The following is a 15,543-nucleotide window of genomic DNA, read 5'->3' as shown; positions in this document are numbered from 1 at the left end:
ACATGAGACGTCTCGACATTTTGCTGAGGGGCCGCAGCCAGGCCTTGACCGACCTGGCGCAGGAGCTCGAACAACACGGTCATTCATTGCTGACAGGGACTGCTCCGTCGGTGGATCTGGTGATCGATGACGGCAGTCTTGCGCCGCAGGATCACGGCGTGACACCGCACCTGACTTTGCGCCTGGGAATCGGTGCAACGGGCGCCGGCGGTTTGCCGGTGCTTGATCTGCTGTGCCTGTACAACTCGACGTTGCTGAGCCGCGTGCCGATCGCCGACGAACCGTCCGGCAACGGTCAGGCCCTGCGCCAGCGAACACTGGCGCAGGTGGTGGACGAGGTGGCGCTGCTGGTCAGCCGCTTTTCCCGCGATGCCGAGTATTTCCAGCATGCGACGACGGCCCGTGCGCCGGACTTCGAACAGGTGGAAAACCTGTTGTTTCTCGACAGCCTGGCCTACGTCCATCGCCTGAATGCCACGGCCAATCCGGGGTTGCTGCAACAGGCACAGATCCCGGTGATCGAGCGGCTGCAACAGAGCTTGATCGAGCACGCTGAACGCCCGGCGCTGCACCTCGCCGAGCAGTCGATCAGCTACCGCCAGTTGCATGCTCACAGCCGTGCAATCCAGCAACGCTTGCTGGCAATGCTGGAGACACAACCGCAACCATGGGTGGTGGGGATTTGCCTGCCGAAATGCGATGCGCTGTTTGCTTCGATTCTGGCCATTCTCGGCAGCGGCGCGGTGTATCTGCCGCTGGAACCGAGCCATCCGCTTCAGCGCCAGCAGTACATTCTGGAAAACGCCGGGGCGGTGCTGTTGCTGCACGACGGCGAACATCCGCTGAGCGGTTCGATGCCAGGGCTGGATGTCTGTCGCATCAACCGCACCGACGCCGATCTGTCGCAACCGTTGATGCGTCGTCGGCCCGAGCTCGATGCGCCGTGCATGGCGCTCTACACCTCGGGTACTACCGGGCATCCGAAAGGTGTGCTGCTGAGTCAGGCGAACCTCGCGCACTTCACCGCGTGGTACGCCGACTATGTGCAGTTGCGCGCCGAGAGCCGGGTGTTGCAGTTCTCATCGCTGAGCTTCGACTCGTCGCTGATCGACATCTTCCCGACCCTGCTCGAAGGCGCAGAATTGGTGGTGCCCGACGACAACCAGCGCCGTGATCCGCTGCAACTGGTGGCGCTGATTCGCCGTCGGCAACTGACCCACGCGTTCCTGCCGCCGGCACTGTTGAGCATCCTGCCGCTGGAGCAACTGCAAAGCGTCGGGCAAATCATGACTGGCGGCGACGTCTGCGAGCCGTTCGTGATCGAGCAACTGACGCGCCAGGGCAAGCTGCACAACCTCTACGGCCCCACCGAAGCCACGGTGCTGATCACCGCGCGGCAACTGCAACCGGGCGACAGCAATCGCACCCTCGGCCGGCCGATTGCCAACAGTCAGGTGCTGATCCTCGATGACGATCTGCAACCGGTGCCGGAGCAAACGGTGGGCGAATTGTTCATCGTCGGCCCCGGCGTATGCCTGGGTTACCTGAACAATCCACAGCAGACATCGGAGCGCTATCTGGATCTGGAATTACCGGACGGCCAGCGCCTGCGTGCCTACCGCAGCGGCGACATGGCCAAGTGGGGCGAGGATGGCATCGAGCTGTGCGGGCGCCGCGACAATCAGGTGAAGATCCGCGGCTTCCGGGTCGAGCCGGAAGAGATCGAGCGCTGCCTGCGCGAGAGTCAGCTGTATCGGCAAATCGCCGTGGTGATCGACAGTCAGCGACGGATTCTGGCGTTCCTCGCCCAGCCGCAATCGGATGCCGCGCGCGAGTCTTTGAAAGCTCACGCACAGCAGTTCTTACCCGACTACATGCAACCGGTGGCGTGGATGGAATTGCCGAACATGCCGTTCGCCGCCAATGGCAAAGTCGACCGCAAGGCCTTGCTGGAACTGCCGGTCAGCGTGCAGGACAGCGGCCCGAAATGCCTGCCGGCCAACGCCGACGAAGCGCTGCTGCTGGAGATCTGGGGCGAGTTGCTGGAGCTGCCGACCAGCGACATTTCCACCGATGAAAGTTTCTTCAATCTCGGCGGTCATTCGATTCTGCTGTCACGCATGCTCCTGCGTCTGCGGGAGGAATTCGGCCGCAGCATTTCGATCAACCGCTTCATTGAACTGCCGACCATCATCAAGCTCGCCACCCTGGTGCGCGGCACCGATGACAGCGCGGTGCTCAGCGCCCAGGCGATGGCCGACGCCGAGCGAGCGCTGGACATCGAGCCGTTGCCGATCAGCCGCATGGGCGATGTGCACAAGGTGATCGTCACCGGCGCCAACAGTTTTGTCGGCGTGCACATCGTCGAGGCGTTGCTGGGATGGGGCGCCAGCGAGGTGGCGTGTCTGGTGCGCGATGGCGACGGGCAAACGGCGGCGCAGCGCTTTGCCCAGTCGTTGCGAGAGAACCGGCTGGAGCATCTGGACCTGAGTCGGGTGCGGGTCTATTCGGCGGACATCGCACGGCCGCAACTGGGCCTGGCCGATGACGATTTCGAGCGACTGGATCGCGAGTTCGGCGCACTGGTGCACAACGCGGCCAACGTCAATCACGTGCTCGATTACGAGTCGTTGGCGGCGGACAACGTCGAGCCGATTTTCGAACTGCTTCGACTGTGCGAAGGGCGCAGCAAGAAGGTGTTCAATTTCGTCTCGACACTGTCGGCCTCCAGCACCGTCGACGACGCAGGCCGGGTGCTGGAACTGCCGGCCGCACCGACGCCGCCGATCTACATCCGCAACGGCTACAACCTGTCGAAATGGGTCGGCGAACGCATCCTCGAACGGGCGCGGGAGCGTGGGGGGCGGGTCAATCTGTATCGGCCCGGCAACATCAGTTTCAACAGCCTCAGCGGCGTGTGCCAGCCGCACAAGAACCGTTTGATGCTGATGCTCAAGGGCTCGATCCAGCTCGGTCAGGTGCCGGCCTTCGCGCTGAATTTCGACCTGATGCCGGTGGACTTTCTCGCCCGCTTCATCGCCTTCCACGCCAGCCGTTATTCGGCCGAACGGGCGGTGTTCAACCTGCACAACCCGGAGCCCCTGAGCTGGGATGCCTACGTTGCGTCGTTCCGCGAAACCGGCAGCGAATTTTCGCTGGTCAGCGTCGCCGACTGGCAACAGCAACTGGGCCGGGTCGATGCCGATAACGCGCTGTTCGGCGTGCTTGGTTTCTACCTCAACGGCTTCGAGGAAGACATCGGCGACATCTCCCTGATCGGCCACGCCAATGCCCAGGCCGGCGTGCAGCAAATGGGCGCGCACTACCCGGAAAAATCCCCGGCGCTGCTGCGTCGCGGCTGCGACTACCTGAAAGAAATCAACTTCATCTGACTCAACCACCAAGGAGCAACACCATGAGCGATCTTCAACCCGACACCCTGATCAAAAACCCTCACGGCTGCCACGTCGTGTCTTCGGTGGAAGTGCCGGTGGACGCCAGACAAGCGTGGGCGGTCGTCGGCAAGTTCGACGGTTTCGACCGTTTCATTCCGGCCCTGTCGCACATCGAAATGACCGGCGAAGGCGTGTCTTCGCTGCGCAAGAAGTTCTTCAAGGATGGCAACGTGGTGGTCGAGCAACTCAACTCCCGGGACGACCAGGCGCTGAGCATGACCTGGACCACAATCTACAACACGCTGGGCGTGGCCAACCTGTGGGCGGCGATGAATGTGGAATCGCTGGGCGCGGGCAAATCGCGGGCGACCTGGACGATCATCGCCGAGCCGGCAAGCGGCGGGCCCGAGGCACTGCCGGGGTTCAAGGATTTCGTGCAGGGGTTCGCCGATGATGCGATGAGCAATGTGCTGAAGCTGTTTGTGTAAGGCATGAAAAAGCCCGCTGCGGATTACTCCGCAGCGGGCTGTTTTTGACCGCAAGCGATCAGATCTTGAAGCTGTCCACCAGCTGTTTCAAACGGTTGGCCTGCTGCGACAACGCATCGCAATCCTTCAACGTTTCATTGAGGTTGGCCACGCTCTGCTGGTTCAGCAGGTTGATCTGGTTGACGTCGACGTTGAGGGTTTCCACCACCGCAGTCTGCTCTTCGGTAGCGGCTGCCACCGACTGGTTCATGCCGTCGATTTCGCCGATGCGCTGGGTCACGCTGACCAGGCGCAGACCGGCCTGGTTCGCCACTTCAACGGTCTCCTCGCTGGACGCCTGACTGGCGTTCATGGTGGTCACCGCTTCGCGGGAGCCGACCTGCAGCGAAGTGATCATCTTGTGGATCTCTTCCGCCGACTCCTGGGTGCGGTGAGCGAGGTTACGCACTTCGTCCGCCACCACCGCAAAACCGCGTCCGGCTTCACCGGCACGGGCCGCTTCGATGGCCGCGTTGAGCGCCAGCAGGTTGGTCTGCTGGGAGATGCCTTTGATCACATCGAGAATGTGGCCGATGTTGTCGGTGCTCGCGTTCAGGGTTTCGATCTGGGTGCACGACAGGCTGATCTTCTGCGACAGCTCGGTCATCGCCTGAATCGTCTGCTCGACCACCTGACGACCATCATCAGCCTGCTCGCTCGCGCCGCTGGCGTGTTGCGAAGCATCGGCGGCGTTGCGGGCGATTTCCTGGGTGGCGGCACCCAATTGATTGATCGCGGCGGCCACGCTGTTGGTGCGCGCGCTTTGCTCGTCGGAGCCGATGATCGAGGCGTTGGACGATGCCATCACCCGTTGCGACAGGTCGTGTACATGGCGAGTCGCGGAAGACACTTCGGAGATCGAAGCGTGAATCCGCTCCACGAACTGGTTGAACGAACTGCCCAGCTCACCGAACTCGTCCTTGCTTTCCACTACCAGACGACGGGTCAGGTCACCTTCACCCTGAGCGATGTCCTGCATCGCGCGGCCCATGGTGATCAGCGGACGCATCAGTACGGTGATCAACAGGCTCAGGAACACCGCAATCGCGCCCACTGCGACGAACATTGCGATCAGTGCCGAGGTGCGGAACTGGCTGAGTGCGGCGTAGGCCTTGTCGCGGTCGATCGACAGACCGATGTACCACTCGGCATTCGGCAGACCGGTGACCGGGGTGAACGACAGGATGCGTTCCTGGCCGTTGAGCACCACGTTCTGGTTGCCCTTCTGGATACGCACATCGGCGTTCGGGTAGATGTCCTTGAGGTTCTTCATCACCTGGTCTTTATCCGGGCTGACGATCACCTGACCGTCACCGCTGACCAGGAACGCGTGGCCCAGGCCGCCGAAGTCCACCGAGTTGATGATCTTCACCAGAGTTTCCAGGCTCAGGTCACCACCCACCACACCGAGCAGCTCGCCGCTCTTTTTCACCGGCATGGCGATGGTCACCACCAGACCGCCAACGGCGGCCATGTATGGCGGGGTCAGCATGGTCTGGTCAGCGGCCACGGCCTGCTTGTACCACGGGCGCTGACGCGGGTCGTAGCCGTCCGGCATCTTCGCGTCCGGGCGCTGGGTGAACACACCGTTGGCCTGGCCGACGTAGGTGAACTGGAAGTTCGAGGTGAAGGCCGGTTGATCGACCAGGCCCGGGAAGTCGGCATTCTTGCCTTGATGGGCGACGTTCTGCGCGAGGTTTTCCAGTACCAGAATCCGCCCGCTCATCCAGTTCTGCACACTGCTGGCGGTCAGGTCACCGGCCTGCTGGACCGAGGACTGTAGGTTCTGGCGAATGGTGTTTCGCTGCAGATAGTCGTTGTACAAAGTGAACAGCGCGAACGCCAGGACCACGACGCCCGAGGCGGCCAGCAGGATTTTATGGCTGAACTTGAGATTCATTTCATGGGACTTCTTATGCGAAAAGTGGGGATGCGTTCCGGATGCAACATTCCATGTACAGCGCAGGCAGCGTTCTGAGGGCTGCTCTACTTTGGTGCACGCATGTCTCACCAGTCTGTCGGCACGCTTTGGAGAAAACTTAGGGCTTTGCAGGAAATGGACGGCATTTCTGCCAGATTCCCGCCGAACGGCGTGCCAGAGCGTTCGCCTGTCATTTTTTGATGACTGTTTTGCAGCGCCGGTTGCAAATTCTGTAACCCTTGATGACAATGCGACTAATTATCATTTGTGACGTTCGGGCTGTCGCGTTCATGTCCTCTCCTGAGTTTGCAGTACAGGCGCTTTACAGTAGTCATCACGGCTGGCTCAACGGCTGGTTGCGCGCGCGGCTGGGCAATGCCGCCGATGCGGCGGATCTGGCCCAGGACACGTTCGTGCGTTTGCTGCAACGCACCGAGCGTCTGGAACTCAAGGCACCTCGCGCATTCTTGCGCACGGTTGCTCGGGGTTTGTTGATCGATCATTGGCGCCGTGAAGAAATTGAACGCGCCTATCTGGAAACCATCGCCCATTTGCCTGAAGCCGAAACCCCGAGTGCCGAATCCCGCGCATTGGTGATCGAACTGCTCGAAAGCATTGCCCGCATGCTTGAAGGCTTGAAGCCGAAAGTGCGTCAGGCATTTCTGCTGGCGCAGTGCGAAGGTTTGACCCACAAGCAGATCGCCGAGCAAATGGGCCTGTCCTTGCGCTCGGTGGAACGCTACGTCGCCGATGCGCTGTATCACTGCTACGTGCTGCGGTACGAAAACTGATGCCGGTGGATAACCTCTCGCTTGGCCGACGCGCCGAGCCACCGCAACAAGTCGTCCGACAGGCCATTCACTGGCTCCTGCGCCTGCGCAACAACCATGGCAATCCGCGCCTGAATCGCCAGTGCGAACAATGGCGCGCTGAACACCATGATCACGAACTGGCCTGGCAACGGGTGCAGTCACTGCAGGCCGAACTGACCCACAATCTGCGCGCCGTGCCCGCTGCGCAGGTGGCGTTCAACACGCTGGAAAACAGTGCGCAGGGGTTGGGTCGACGTCAGGCGTTGAAGCTGTTGTCCGGCGCGCTGCTGATGGGCTCCGCAGGATGGCTGGCCAGCGACACTTCCGCCTGGCAACAGTGGAGCGCCGACTACGCCACCGCCACCGGCGAGCGCCGTGGCTTCCAGTTGCCGGACGGCACACGGATCGAACTCAACACTGCCAGCAGCGTGGATCTCGATTACACCGCGCAGCAACGACTGATCAAACTGACCCGTGGCGAAATCATCGTCACCTGTGGCGGTGCCGATGAAGGTGCGTCCTTTGACCGACCACTGCGGGTGCAGAGTCGTCATGGCAGTTACGAGCCGTTCAAGGCGCGATTCATTCTGCGCCAGGAAGATGGATGCACGCGCCTGAGCGTCACCAGTGGCCGGGTCGCGATTCACTCCGCCGGCAACTCGACGGAAGCAATCGCCGGTCAGAGCTACTTGATCGATCACCATCAAATTCGCCCGGCGCCGCCGCTGGACATGGACGCCGGTGCCTGGGTCGACGGGCTGATCGTGACTCGCAACATGCGGCTGGGCGACTTTCTCAGCGAAGTCGGCCGGTATCGTCAGGGATTTCTGAGCTGTGCGTCGGACATTGCGGATTTGCGCCTGTCCGGCGTGTTCCGTCTTGAGGACACCGACAAGCTGCTGGCGATCCTGCCGCAGACCCTGCCGGTGCAATTGCGCTACCGCACCCGTTGGTGGGTGACGCTGGAGTCTGTGGCCTGAAATTATTTTGGCGGGGTTTCGTGGCAAGTCCGGCTTAGTCAGTAAGCACTTCAACTCAGCCTTCGCGACTGCCTACGGAAACCTACAATGACTGCACGCGTTACCTGTAAGAACCCTCTGAATTTCTCTGCCGAATCGGGCCTGTTGCGCCACGCCGTTCGGGCGGCGCTGTTTTCTACCGCCCTGGGTGTTGGCGTGTTGCCGAACCTGAGCGTCGCGGCCAATGCCAGCGAGGTCAGCAGCCACCGCTACAACATCGCCGCAGGGCCATTGGGCGATGCGCTCAACCAGTTCGCACGCCAGGCGGGCATCACGTTGTCGATGACGCCGCAGCAAACCCAAGGCCGGCAGTCACCGGGTGTACAGGGTGAGTATTCGACCGATCAGGCCTTGAGCCACTTGCTCGGCGGATCAGGTCTGGAGGCGGTCAGCCAGGACGGCAGCAGCTATGTGTTGCGCTCCGTCGCAGAAACCGAAGCACTGGCCCTGCCGACCACCGACATCAAAGGCTTCGCCCTCGGCAACGCGCTGGGCAGCATGGACGGCTACAACGCGACGCACAGCCAGATCGCCACCAAGACCAGTACCGCGCTGCTGGAAACTTCGCAAAGCGTGTCCGTGGTTACCCGTGAGCAAATGGACGACCAGGGCTCGCAAACCGTGTCCCAGGCCATGCGTTACACCCCCGGTGTGCTGACCAACCCTTACGGCGCCACGCACCGTTACGACTATGTGGCGATGCGCGGCTTCAACGACGGTTCGGTGGACAACATCTACCTCGACGGCCTCAAGTCGATGGGCGACAGCGGCACCTACAGCACTATGCAGGTGGACCCATATTTCCTTGAGCGTGTCGATATTCTGAAGGGCCCTTCGTCGGTGCTCTACGGCCGTAGCTCGCCGGGCGGTCTGGTGGCACTGACCAGCAAGAAACCGCTGTACGAGGCCTATCATCAGGTACAGGCCACCGTCGGCACTCAGGGCCAGCGCGGTGTCGGTTTTGACTTCAGCGGACCGGTCGATGACGACAAGCGTATCGCCTATCGTCTGATCGGTTTGACGGATCAGTCCGACACGCAATTCGACCACAACAAGGAAAAGCGCTTCGCCCTCGCACCAACCGTCAGCATCGATTTCAGCGAGGACACCTCGCTGACGCTGCAAGCGTATCTGCAGCATGACCCGGATGGCGGCTACCACGGTGGCGTGCCGGCCGACGGCACGATTCATCAGCGCAACGGCAATCGCATCTCGCCGCACTTCTTCGAAGGCGAGCCGGGTATCGACGGTTACTCCCGTGATCAGCAGTCGTTCGGTTATCAGTTCGAACACCGCTTCAACGACGTCTTCACCGCGCGGCAGAACTTCCGTTACCTCGACTCCAAAGTGAACATGGATCAGGTGTACGCCTATGGCTGGACGTCACCGACCAGCAATGAGCTCAATCGCTACTACACCGGCGGTGACGAGCGTCTGCACGCGTTTATCGTCGACAACATGCTCCAGGCTGAATTCTTCACCGGCGCGACCAAGCACACGGTGCTGATGGGGGCGGATTACCAGCGACGCAAAACCGTGGTTGACTGGACCAGTGGTGGCCTGGCGCCAATCAATGCGTTCAACCCGGTGTATGGCAATTCGGCTATTACGCCATACGGCGAGACCAGCTATCTGCGGCGCCTGGAGCAGACCGGCGTATACCTGCAAGACCTGATCGAGATGGACAAGTGGCGCTTTTCGCTGGGACTGCGCCAGGACTGGGTGGAAACCTCCGACGAAAACCGTATCGCCGAAGCGGGCCGTCCGGTCGGCACCGAGATCAACGATCGACGCACCAAGCTCACCGGTCGTGCCGGCGCGCTGTATCTGTTCGATAACGGCCTCGCGCCGTACGTCAGCTATTCCGAGTCGTTCAACCCGAATTCCTACGCGGACAGCGCCGGCAATCCGCTCGCACCGACCGATGGAACGCAGTGGGAAATGGGCCTGAAGTATCAGCCGCCAGGTACCGACAATCTGTTCACCGCCTCGTTGTTCCGCATCGATCAGGAGAACCTGGCAACCAAACTGCCGCAGGAAAACTTCTATCGCGCTGTAGGCGCTGTCCGCTCTCAGGGTCTGGAACTGGAAGCGCACATGCAGTTGACCGACAACCTGAAAGTGCTCGGCAGCTACACCTTCACCGACATTGAATACTCGAAGTCGATGACCAGCACCTTGAGCACACCGACCAATGTGATCGAGAACAAAGGCAATTCGCCAACTCAGGCACCGCGACATATGGCGTCCTTGTGGGCCGACTACAAGTTCGACAGCGCGGCACTCGATGGTCTGCGACTGGGCGGCGGTGTGCGTTATGTCGGCTATAGCTGGGCGGATGCAGAGAACACCATGAAGGTGCCGTCCTACACATTGTTCGACGCATCGATTGGCTATGACCTCGGCAAGGTCGGTCTGAAGGGTGTCGACGTACGCCTGAATGCAAACAATCTGACCAACGAATCCTACGTGGCCTCCTGCGCCAGTCTGGACTTCTGCTACATGGGCGAAGAGCGCAACGTCGCCGCGACGGTCAGTTACCAGTTCTAAGCCTTTGTCTTGTGCATAAAAAAGCCAGCCCCTGATTTCAGGGGCTGGCTTTGTGGTATCTGTGGGGGAAATTTTCATGCGTTCGTTTCTGGTTTTATTGCACCGGTATATCGGGTTGGCCACGGCGGTTTTTCTGCTGCTGGCCGGGATCACGGGCAGCATTCTGGCGTTCAACCATGAGCTGGATGAGTGGTTGAATCCGGAGTTTTACGCGGCTTCGGCCGAGGGGGAGCGTCTGCCGCCAGGTGGGCTGGTTGATGCGGTGCAATCGGCCCATCCGAAGTTGCAGGTCTGGTACATGGAGTACCCGAATGAGGCAGGCCACACGGCATTGCTGGCGGCGGTTCCGCGAAATGATCCGGCGACGGGTGAACCCTTCAAAGAACGCAATGAAGTGTTCTACCTCGACCCGGTCAGCGGAGAGCAAAAAGGTCAGCGTTACTGGGGCGAGTGCTGTTTCCAGCGTGAGAACTTCGTTCCGTTCATTCTCGAGTTTCACTACAACCTGACACTGCCCGGTAACTGGGGTTTGCTGTTGATGGGGTTGGTGGCCATCGCCTGGGTAATCGATTGCTTCATCGCCCTCTGGCTGACGTTACCGCGGGGTAAACCGTTCTGGAAGAAGTGGTCGAAGGCCTGGAAGATCAAGGGCGGGCATGCCTATCGACTCAACTTCGATCTGCATCGGGCAGGGGGCTTGTGGCTGTGGTTGTTGTTGCTGCCGATAGCCGTCAGCAGCGTGGCGATGAACCTGCCGAGCCAGGTCTTCAAACCCGCGGTGTCGCTGTTTTCTCCGATTGAACCGAGCGTGTATGAGGCTCGAGGGCGGATGCCTGCCGAAGAGCTGGGGATCACCCGATTGAGTTATCAACAAGCATACGAAAGGGCACAGCAGGAGGGGAAAAGGTTGGGGCTGACAGCGGCGATCGGCGAGTTGTATTACAGCTTTGAATACAACTTCTACGGTGCGGGGTTTGGACAGCATGACACCGAGGCCCACGGTAAATCCTGGTTGTTCTTCCACGGTACTGACGGACGATTACTGGGGCAGGAGATCGCAGGAAAAGGGACGTTGGGAGAGCGGTTTTATCGGTTGCAGTTGCCGATACACGGGGGACGGATCATAGGCTTCACCGGACAAGTGATGATCGCGGTATTGGGTGTTCTGATTGCGGGATTGTCGGGGACTGGCGTCTACATCTGGTGGCGCAAATGGCAGGCTCGTCGGAGCAGCAAGGCACGCAGAGCGGTTTGAAAATCGGATTTTTGTGGGTACTGAAACGACAAAACCCCTGTCTGCGTTAGCAGACAGGGGTTTCGGAATTCAATCTTGACGATGACCTACTCTCACATGGGGAAACCCCACACTACCATCGGCGATGCATCGTTTCACTTCTGAGTTCGGGATGGGATCAGGTGGTTCCAACGCTCTATGGTCGTCAAGAAATTCTGTGACCAGCCCGTTACCGCAGTAACGTTCCGGCAAAAATCGGTGACTTCTACTAAAACAAAACCCCAACTGCTTTCGCAATTGGGGTTTCGGAATTTAATCTTGACGATGACCTACTCTCACATGGGGAAACCCCACACTACCATCGGCGATGCATCGTTTCACTTCTGAGTTCGGGATGGGATCAGGTGGTTCCAACGCTCTATGGTCGTCAAGAAATTCGGGTACTGAGTCGTGACCAGAGGCCTCGCTTCAGCAAATTGGGTATGTGACAGCTATGGTGTTTTGTGAGCATCGAACTTTCGGTTCATTTTCGTCTTCACACACCGCAATCTGGTCTCTCTCGCTTTTCAGCTCGGAGCATGCAAATTGCTTGGGTGTTATATGGTCAAGCCTCACGGGCAATTAGTATTGGTTAGCTCAACGCCTCACAGCGCTTACACACCCAACCTATCAACGTCGTAGTCTTCGACGGCCCTTCAGGGAACTCAAGGTTCCAGTGAGATCTCATCTTGAGGCAAGTTTCCCGCTTAGATGCTTTCAGCGGTTATCTTTCCCGAACATAGCTACCCGGCAATGCCACTGGCGTGACAACCGGAACACCAGAGGTTCGTCCACTCCGGTCCTCTCGTACTAGGAGCAGCCCCTCTCAAATCTCAAACGTCCACGGCAGATAGGGACCGAACTGTCTCACGACGTTCTAAACCCAGCTCGCGTACCACTTTAAATGGCGAACAGCCATACCCTTGGGACCGGCTTCAGCCCCAGGATGTGATGAGCCGACATCGAGGTGCCAAACACCGCCGTCGATATGAACTCTTGGGCGGTATCAGCCTGTTATCCCCGGAGTACCTTTTATCCGTTGAGCGATGGCCCTTCCATACAGAACCACCGGATCACTAAGACCTACTTTCGTACCTGCTCGACGTGTCTGTCTCGCAGTCAAGCGCGCTTTTGCCTTTATACTCTACGACCGATTTCCGACCGGTCTGAGCGCACCTTCGTACTCCTCCGTTACTCTTTAGGAGGAGACCGCCCCAGTCAAACTACCCACCATACACTGTCCTCGATCCGGATAACGGACCTGAGTTAGAACCTCAAAGTTGCCAGGGTGGTATTTCAAGGATGGCTCCACGCGAACTGGCGTCCACGCTTCAAAGCCTCCCACCTATCCTACACAAGCAAATTCAAAGTCCAGTGCAAAGCTATAGTAAAGGTTCACGGGGTCTTTCCGTCTAGCCGCGGATACACTGCATCTTCACAGCGATTTCAATTTCACTGAGTCTCGGGTGGAGACAGCGCCGCCATCGTTACGCCATTCGTGCAGGTCGGAACTTACCCGACAAGGAATTTCGCTACCTTAGGACCGTTATAGTTACGGCCGCCGTTTACCGGGGCTTCGATCAAGAGCTTCGCGTTAGCTAACCCCATCAATTAACCTTCCGGCACCGGGCAGGCGTCACACCCTATACGTCCACTTTCGTGTTTGCAGAGTGCTGTGTTTTTAATAAACAGTCGCAGCGGCCTGGTATCTTCGACCGGCGTGGGCTTACGCAGCAAGTGCTTCACCCTCACCGGCGCACCTTCTCCCGAAGTTACGGTGCCATTTTGCCTAGTTCCTTCACCCGAGTTCTCTCAAGCGCCTTGGTATTCTCTACCCAACCACCTGTGTCGGTTTGGGGTACGGTTCCTGGTTATCTGAAGCTTAGAAGCTTTTCTTGGAAGCATGGCATCAACCACTTCGTCGCCTAAAGGCAACTCGTCATCAGCTCTCGGCCTTGGAATCCCGGATTTACCTAAGATTCCAGCCTACCACCTTAAACTTGGACAACCAACGCCAAGCTGGCCTAGCCTTCTCCGTCCCTCCATCGCAATAACCAGAAGTACAGGAATATTAACCTGTTTTCCATCGACTACGCTTTTCAGCCTCGCCTTAGGGACCGACTAACCCTGCGTCGATTAACGTTGCGCAGGAAACCTTGGTCTTTCGGCGTGGGTGTTTTTCACACCCATTGTCGTTACTCATGTCAGCATTCGCACTTCTGATACCTCCAGCAAGCTTCTCAACTCACCTTCACAGGCTTACAGAACGCTCCTCTACCGCATCACTTACGTGATACCCGTAGCTTCGGTGTATGGTTTGAGCCCCGTTACATCTTCCGCGCAGGCCGACTCGACTAGTGAGCTATTACGCTTTCTTTAAAGGGTGGCTGCTTCTAAGCCAACCTCCTAGCTGTCTAAGCCTTCCCACATCGTTTCCCACTTAACCATAACTTTGGGACCTTAGCTGACGGTCTGGGTTGTTTCCCTTTTCACGACGGACGTTAGCACCCGCCGTGTGTCTCCCATGCTCGGCACTTGTAGGTATTCGGAGTTTGCATCGGTTTGGTAAGTCGGGATGACCCCCTAGCCGAAACAGTGCTCTACCCCCTACAGTGATACATGAGGCGCTACCTAAATAGCTTTCGAGGAGAACCAGCTATCTCCGAGCTTGATTAGCCTTTCACTCCGATCCACAGGTCATCCGCTAACTTTTCAACGGTAGTCGGTTCGGTCCTCCAGTCAGTGTTACCTAACCTTCAACCTGCCCATGGATAGATCGCCCGGTTTCGGGTCTATTCCCAGCGACTAGACGCCCTATTAAGACTCGCTTTCGCTACGCCTCCCCTATTCGGTTAAGCTCGCCACTGAAAATAAGTCGCTGACCCATTATACAAAAGGTACGCAGTCACAGAACAAAGTCTGCTCCCACTGCTTGTACGCATACGGTTTCAGGATCTATTTCACTCCCCTCTCCGGGGTTCTTTTCGCCTTTCCCTCACGGTACTAGTTCACTATCGGTCAGTCAGTAGTATTTAGCCTTGGAGGATGGTCCCCCCATATTCAGACAAAGTTTCTCGTGCTCCGTCCTACTCGATTTCATGACTAAGAGATTTTCGCGTACAGGGCTATCACCCACTATGGCCGCACTTTCCAGAGCGTTCCGCTAATCTCAAAGCCACTTAAGGGCTAGTCCCCGTTCGCTCGCCACTACTAAGGGAATCTCGGTTGATTTCTTTTCCTCAGGGTACTTAGATGTTTCAGTTCCCCTGGTTCGCCTCTTGCACCTATGTATTCAGTACAAGATAACCATCTTATGATGGCTGGGTTCCCCCATTCAGACATCTCCGGATCAAAGTCTGTTTGCCGACTCCCCGAAGCTTTTCGCAGGCTACCACGTCTTTCATCGCCTCTGACTGCCAAGGCATCCACCGTATGCGCTTCTTCACTTGACCATATAACCCCAAGCAATCTGGTTATACTGTGAAGACGACATTCGCCGAAAATTCGAATTTCTCAACTAAGAGAACTCACAAATTTTACCTTAGCCTGATCACCACCAGTGAAAGTGGATCTCAGTCTATCTTTCTATCACATACCCAAATTTTTAAAGAACGAACTAGTCAAAGACTAGAAATCAACATTCACCATCACAACGATGGAATGCTCATTTCTAAGCTCTTACTTCAGAAGCAGTAGTGGTGGAGCCAAGCGGGATCGAACCGCTGACCTCCTGCGTGCAAGGCAGGCGCTCTCCCAGCTGAGCTATGGCCCCGTATTTCTACAGGCGTTTCCCACACAAAATTGGTGGGTCTGGGCAGATTCGAACTGCCGACCTCACCCTTATCAGGGGTGCGCTCTAACCAACTGAGCTACAGACCCAATTTCGGGCTGCTTCTTTCGTCTTCTTCAATGAATCAAGCAATTCGTGTGGGAACTTATGGAGCAGCTGATGTCGTCGATTAAGGAGGTGATCCAGCCGCAGGTTCCCCTACGGCTACCTTGTTACGACTTCACCCCAGTCATGAATCACACCGTGGTAACCGTCC

General features: G+C 58.2%; 7 protein-coding genes, 2 tRNA genes and 4 rRNA genes (1 of these 13 only partly in view). 6 read left to right on the top strand and 7 right to left on the bottom strand.

Annotation, left to right across the window (positions count from 1 at the left end; translation table 11 throughout):
- Positions 1–2 precede the first annotated feature (2 nt).
- Together LOY31_RS00680 and LOY31_RS00675 are read left to right on the top strand one after the other, a co-directional pair.
- Positions 3–3,392, top strand: a complete 3,390-nt coding sequence (locus tag LOY31_RS00680; RefSeq protein ID WP_258712703.1) for a non-ribosomal peptide synthetase — start codon at positions 3–5, stop codon at positions 3,390–3,392.
- A 23-nt stretch (positions 3,393–3,415) separates the two neighbouring features.
- Positions 3,416–3,883, top strand: a complete 468-nt coding sequence (locus tag LOY31_RS00675) for an SRPBCC family protein (protein WP_085608524.1) — start codon at positions 3,416–3,418, stop codon at positions 3,881–3,883.
- A gap of 58 nt (positions 3,884–3,941) precedes the next feature.
- On the opposite strand, the gene LOY31_RS00670 is transcribed toward LOY31_RS00675, so the two are convergent.
- Entirely contained in the window at positions 3,942–5,822 is a 1,881-nt protein-coding gene (locus LOY31_RS00670) for a methyl-accepting chemotaxis protein (RefSeq protein ID WP_258712702.1), read from the bottom strand.
- Positions 5,823–6,133: 311 nt separating this feature from the next.
- Here LOY31_RS00670 and LOY31_RS00665 point away from each other — a divergent pair, with 311 nt between their 5' ends.
- The 4 genes from LOY31_RS00665 to LOY31_RS00650 all read left to right on the top strand — a co-directional run bounded on the left by LOY31_RS00665 (position 6,134) and on the right by LOY31_RS00650 (position 11,479).
- Positions 6,134–6,634 carry a sigma-70 family RNA polymerase sigma factor gene (locus LOY31_RS00665; RefSeq protein ID WP_221535750.1) on the top strand — a complete coding sequence of 167 codons (501 nt, stop codon included), beginning with the start codon at positions 6,134–6,136 and terminating at the stop codon, positions 6,632–6,634.
- Positions 6,634–7,635, top strand: coding sequence for a FecR domain-containing protein (locus LOY31_RS00660; RefSeq protein ID WP_221535751.1), 1,002 nt, complete (start codon positions 6,634–6,636; stop codon positions 7,633–7,635). The genes LOY31_RS00665 and LOY31_RS00660 overlap by 1 nt, the downstream gene beginning before the upstream one ends.
- Before the next feature lie 87 nt (positions 7,636–7,722).
- Positions 7,723–10,224, top strand: a complete 2,502-nt coding sequence (locus LOY31_RS00655) for a TonB-dependent siderophore receptor (protein WP_221535752.1) — start codon at positions 7,723–7,725, stop codon at positions 10,222–10,224.
- A gap of 76 nt (positions 10,225–10,300) precedes the next feature.
- On the top strand, positions 10,301–11,479 hold the full coding sequence (locus LOY31_RS00650) for a PepSY domain-containing protein (RefSeq protein WP_221535753.1): 1,179 nt from the start codon (positions 10,301–10,303) through the stop codon (positions 11,477–11,479).
- A gap of 73 nt (positions 11,480–11,552) precedes the next feature.
- Here the strand turns inward: LOY31_RS00650 and rrf (LOY31_RS00645) are convergent.
- The 6 genes from rrf (LOY31_RS00645) to LOY31_RS00620 form a co-directional block, all read right to left on the bottom strand.
- Positions 11,553–11,668, bottom strand: a 5S ribosomal RNA gene (rrf, locus tag LOY31_RS00645).
- A gap of 106 nt (positions 11,669–11,774) precedes the next feature.
- Positions 11,775–11,890: ribosomal RNA gene (gene rrf, locus LOY31_RS00640) — 5S ribosomal RNA — on the bottom strand.
- A 168-nt stretch (positions 11,891–12,058) separates the two neighbouring features.
- Positions 12,059–14,949: ribosomal RNA gene (locus LOY31_RS00635) — 23S ribosomal RNA — on the bottom strand.
- 244 nt (positions 14,950–15,193) lie between these two features.
- Positions 15,194–15,269, bottom strand: a tRNA-Ala gene (locus tag LOY31_RS00630).
- Positions 15,270–15,299: 30 nt separating this feature from the next.
- A tRNA-Ile gene (locus LOY31_RS00625) sits at positions 15,300–15,376 on the bottom strand.
- Between the two features lie 81 nt (positions 15,377–15,457).
- Positions 15,458–15,543 (bottom strand): 16S ribosomal RNA (locus tag LOY31_RS00620); it runs 1,451 nt beyond the window's last position.
- The 16S, 23S and 5S rRNA genes sit together here with 2 tRNA genes alongside, the layout of an rRNA operon.

Source organism: Pseudomonas sp. B21-021 (assembly GCF_024749205.1).
GTDB classification, from domain to species: Bacteria; Pseudomonadota; Gammaproteobacteria; order Pseudomonadales; family Pseudomonadaceae; genus Aquipseudomonas; species Aquipseudomonas paraglycinae.
The sequence above is the reverse complement of the archived record's forward strand: the minus strand, read 5'-3'. Positions and strand labels throughout refer to the sequence as shown.

Coding starts and splice junctions, on each gene's coding strand:
- LOY31_RS00680 (WP_258712703.1), top strand. CDS start 3: ATGAGACGTCTCGACATTTTGCTGAGGGGCCGCAGCCAGGCCTTGACC.
- LOY31_RS00675 (WP_085608524.1), top strand. CDS start 3,416: ATGAGCGATCTTCAACCCGACACCCTGATCAAAAACCCTCACGGCTGC.
- LOY31_RS00670 (WP_258712702.1), bottom strand. CDS start 5,822: ATGAATCTCAAGTTCAGCCATAAAATCCTGCTGGCCGCCTCGGGCGTC.
- LOY31_RS00665 (WP_221535750.1), top strand. CDS start 6,134: ATGTCCTCTCCTGAGTTTGCAGTACAGGCGCTTTACAGTAGTCATCAC.
- LOY31_RS00660 (WP_221535751.1), top strand. CDS start 6,634: ATGCCGGTGGATAACCTCTCGCTTGGCCGACGCGCCGAGCCACCGCAA.
- LOY31_RS00655 (WP_221535752.1), top strand. CDS start 7,723: ATGACTGCACGCGTTACCTGTAAGAACCCTCTGAATTTCTCTGCCGAA.
- LOY31_RS00650 (WP_221535753.1), top strand. CDS start 10,301: ATGCGTTCGTTTCTGGTTTTATTGCACCGGTATATCGGGTTGGCCACG.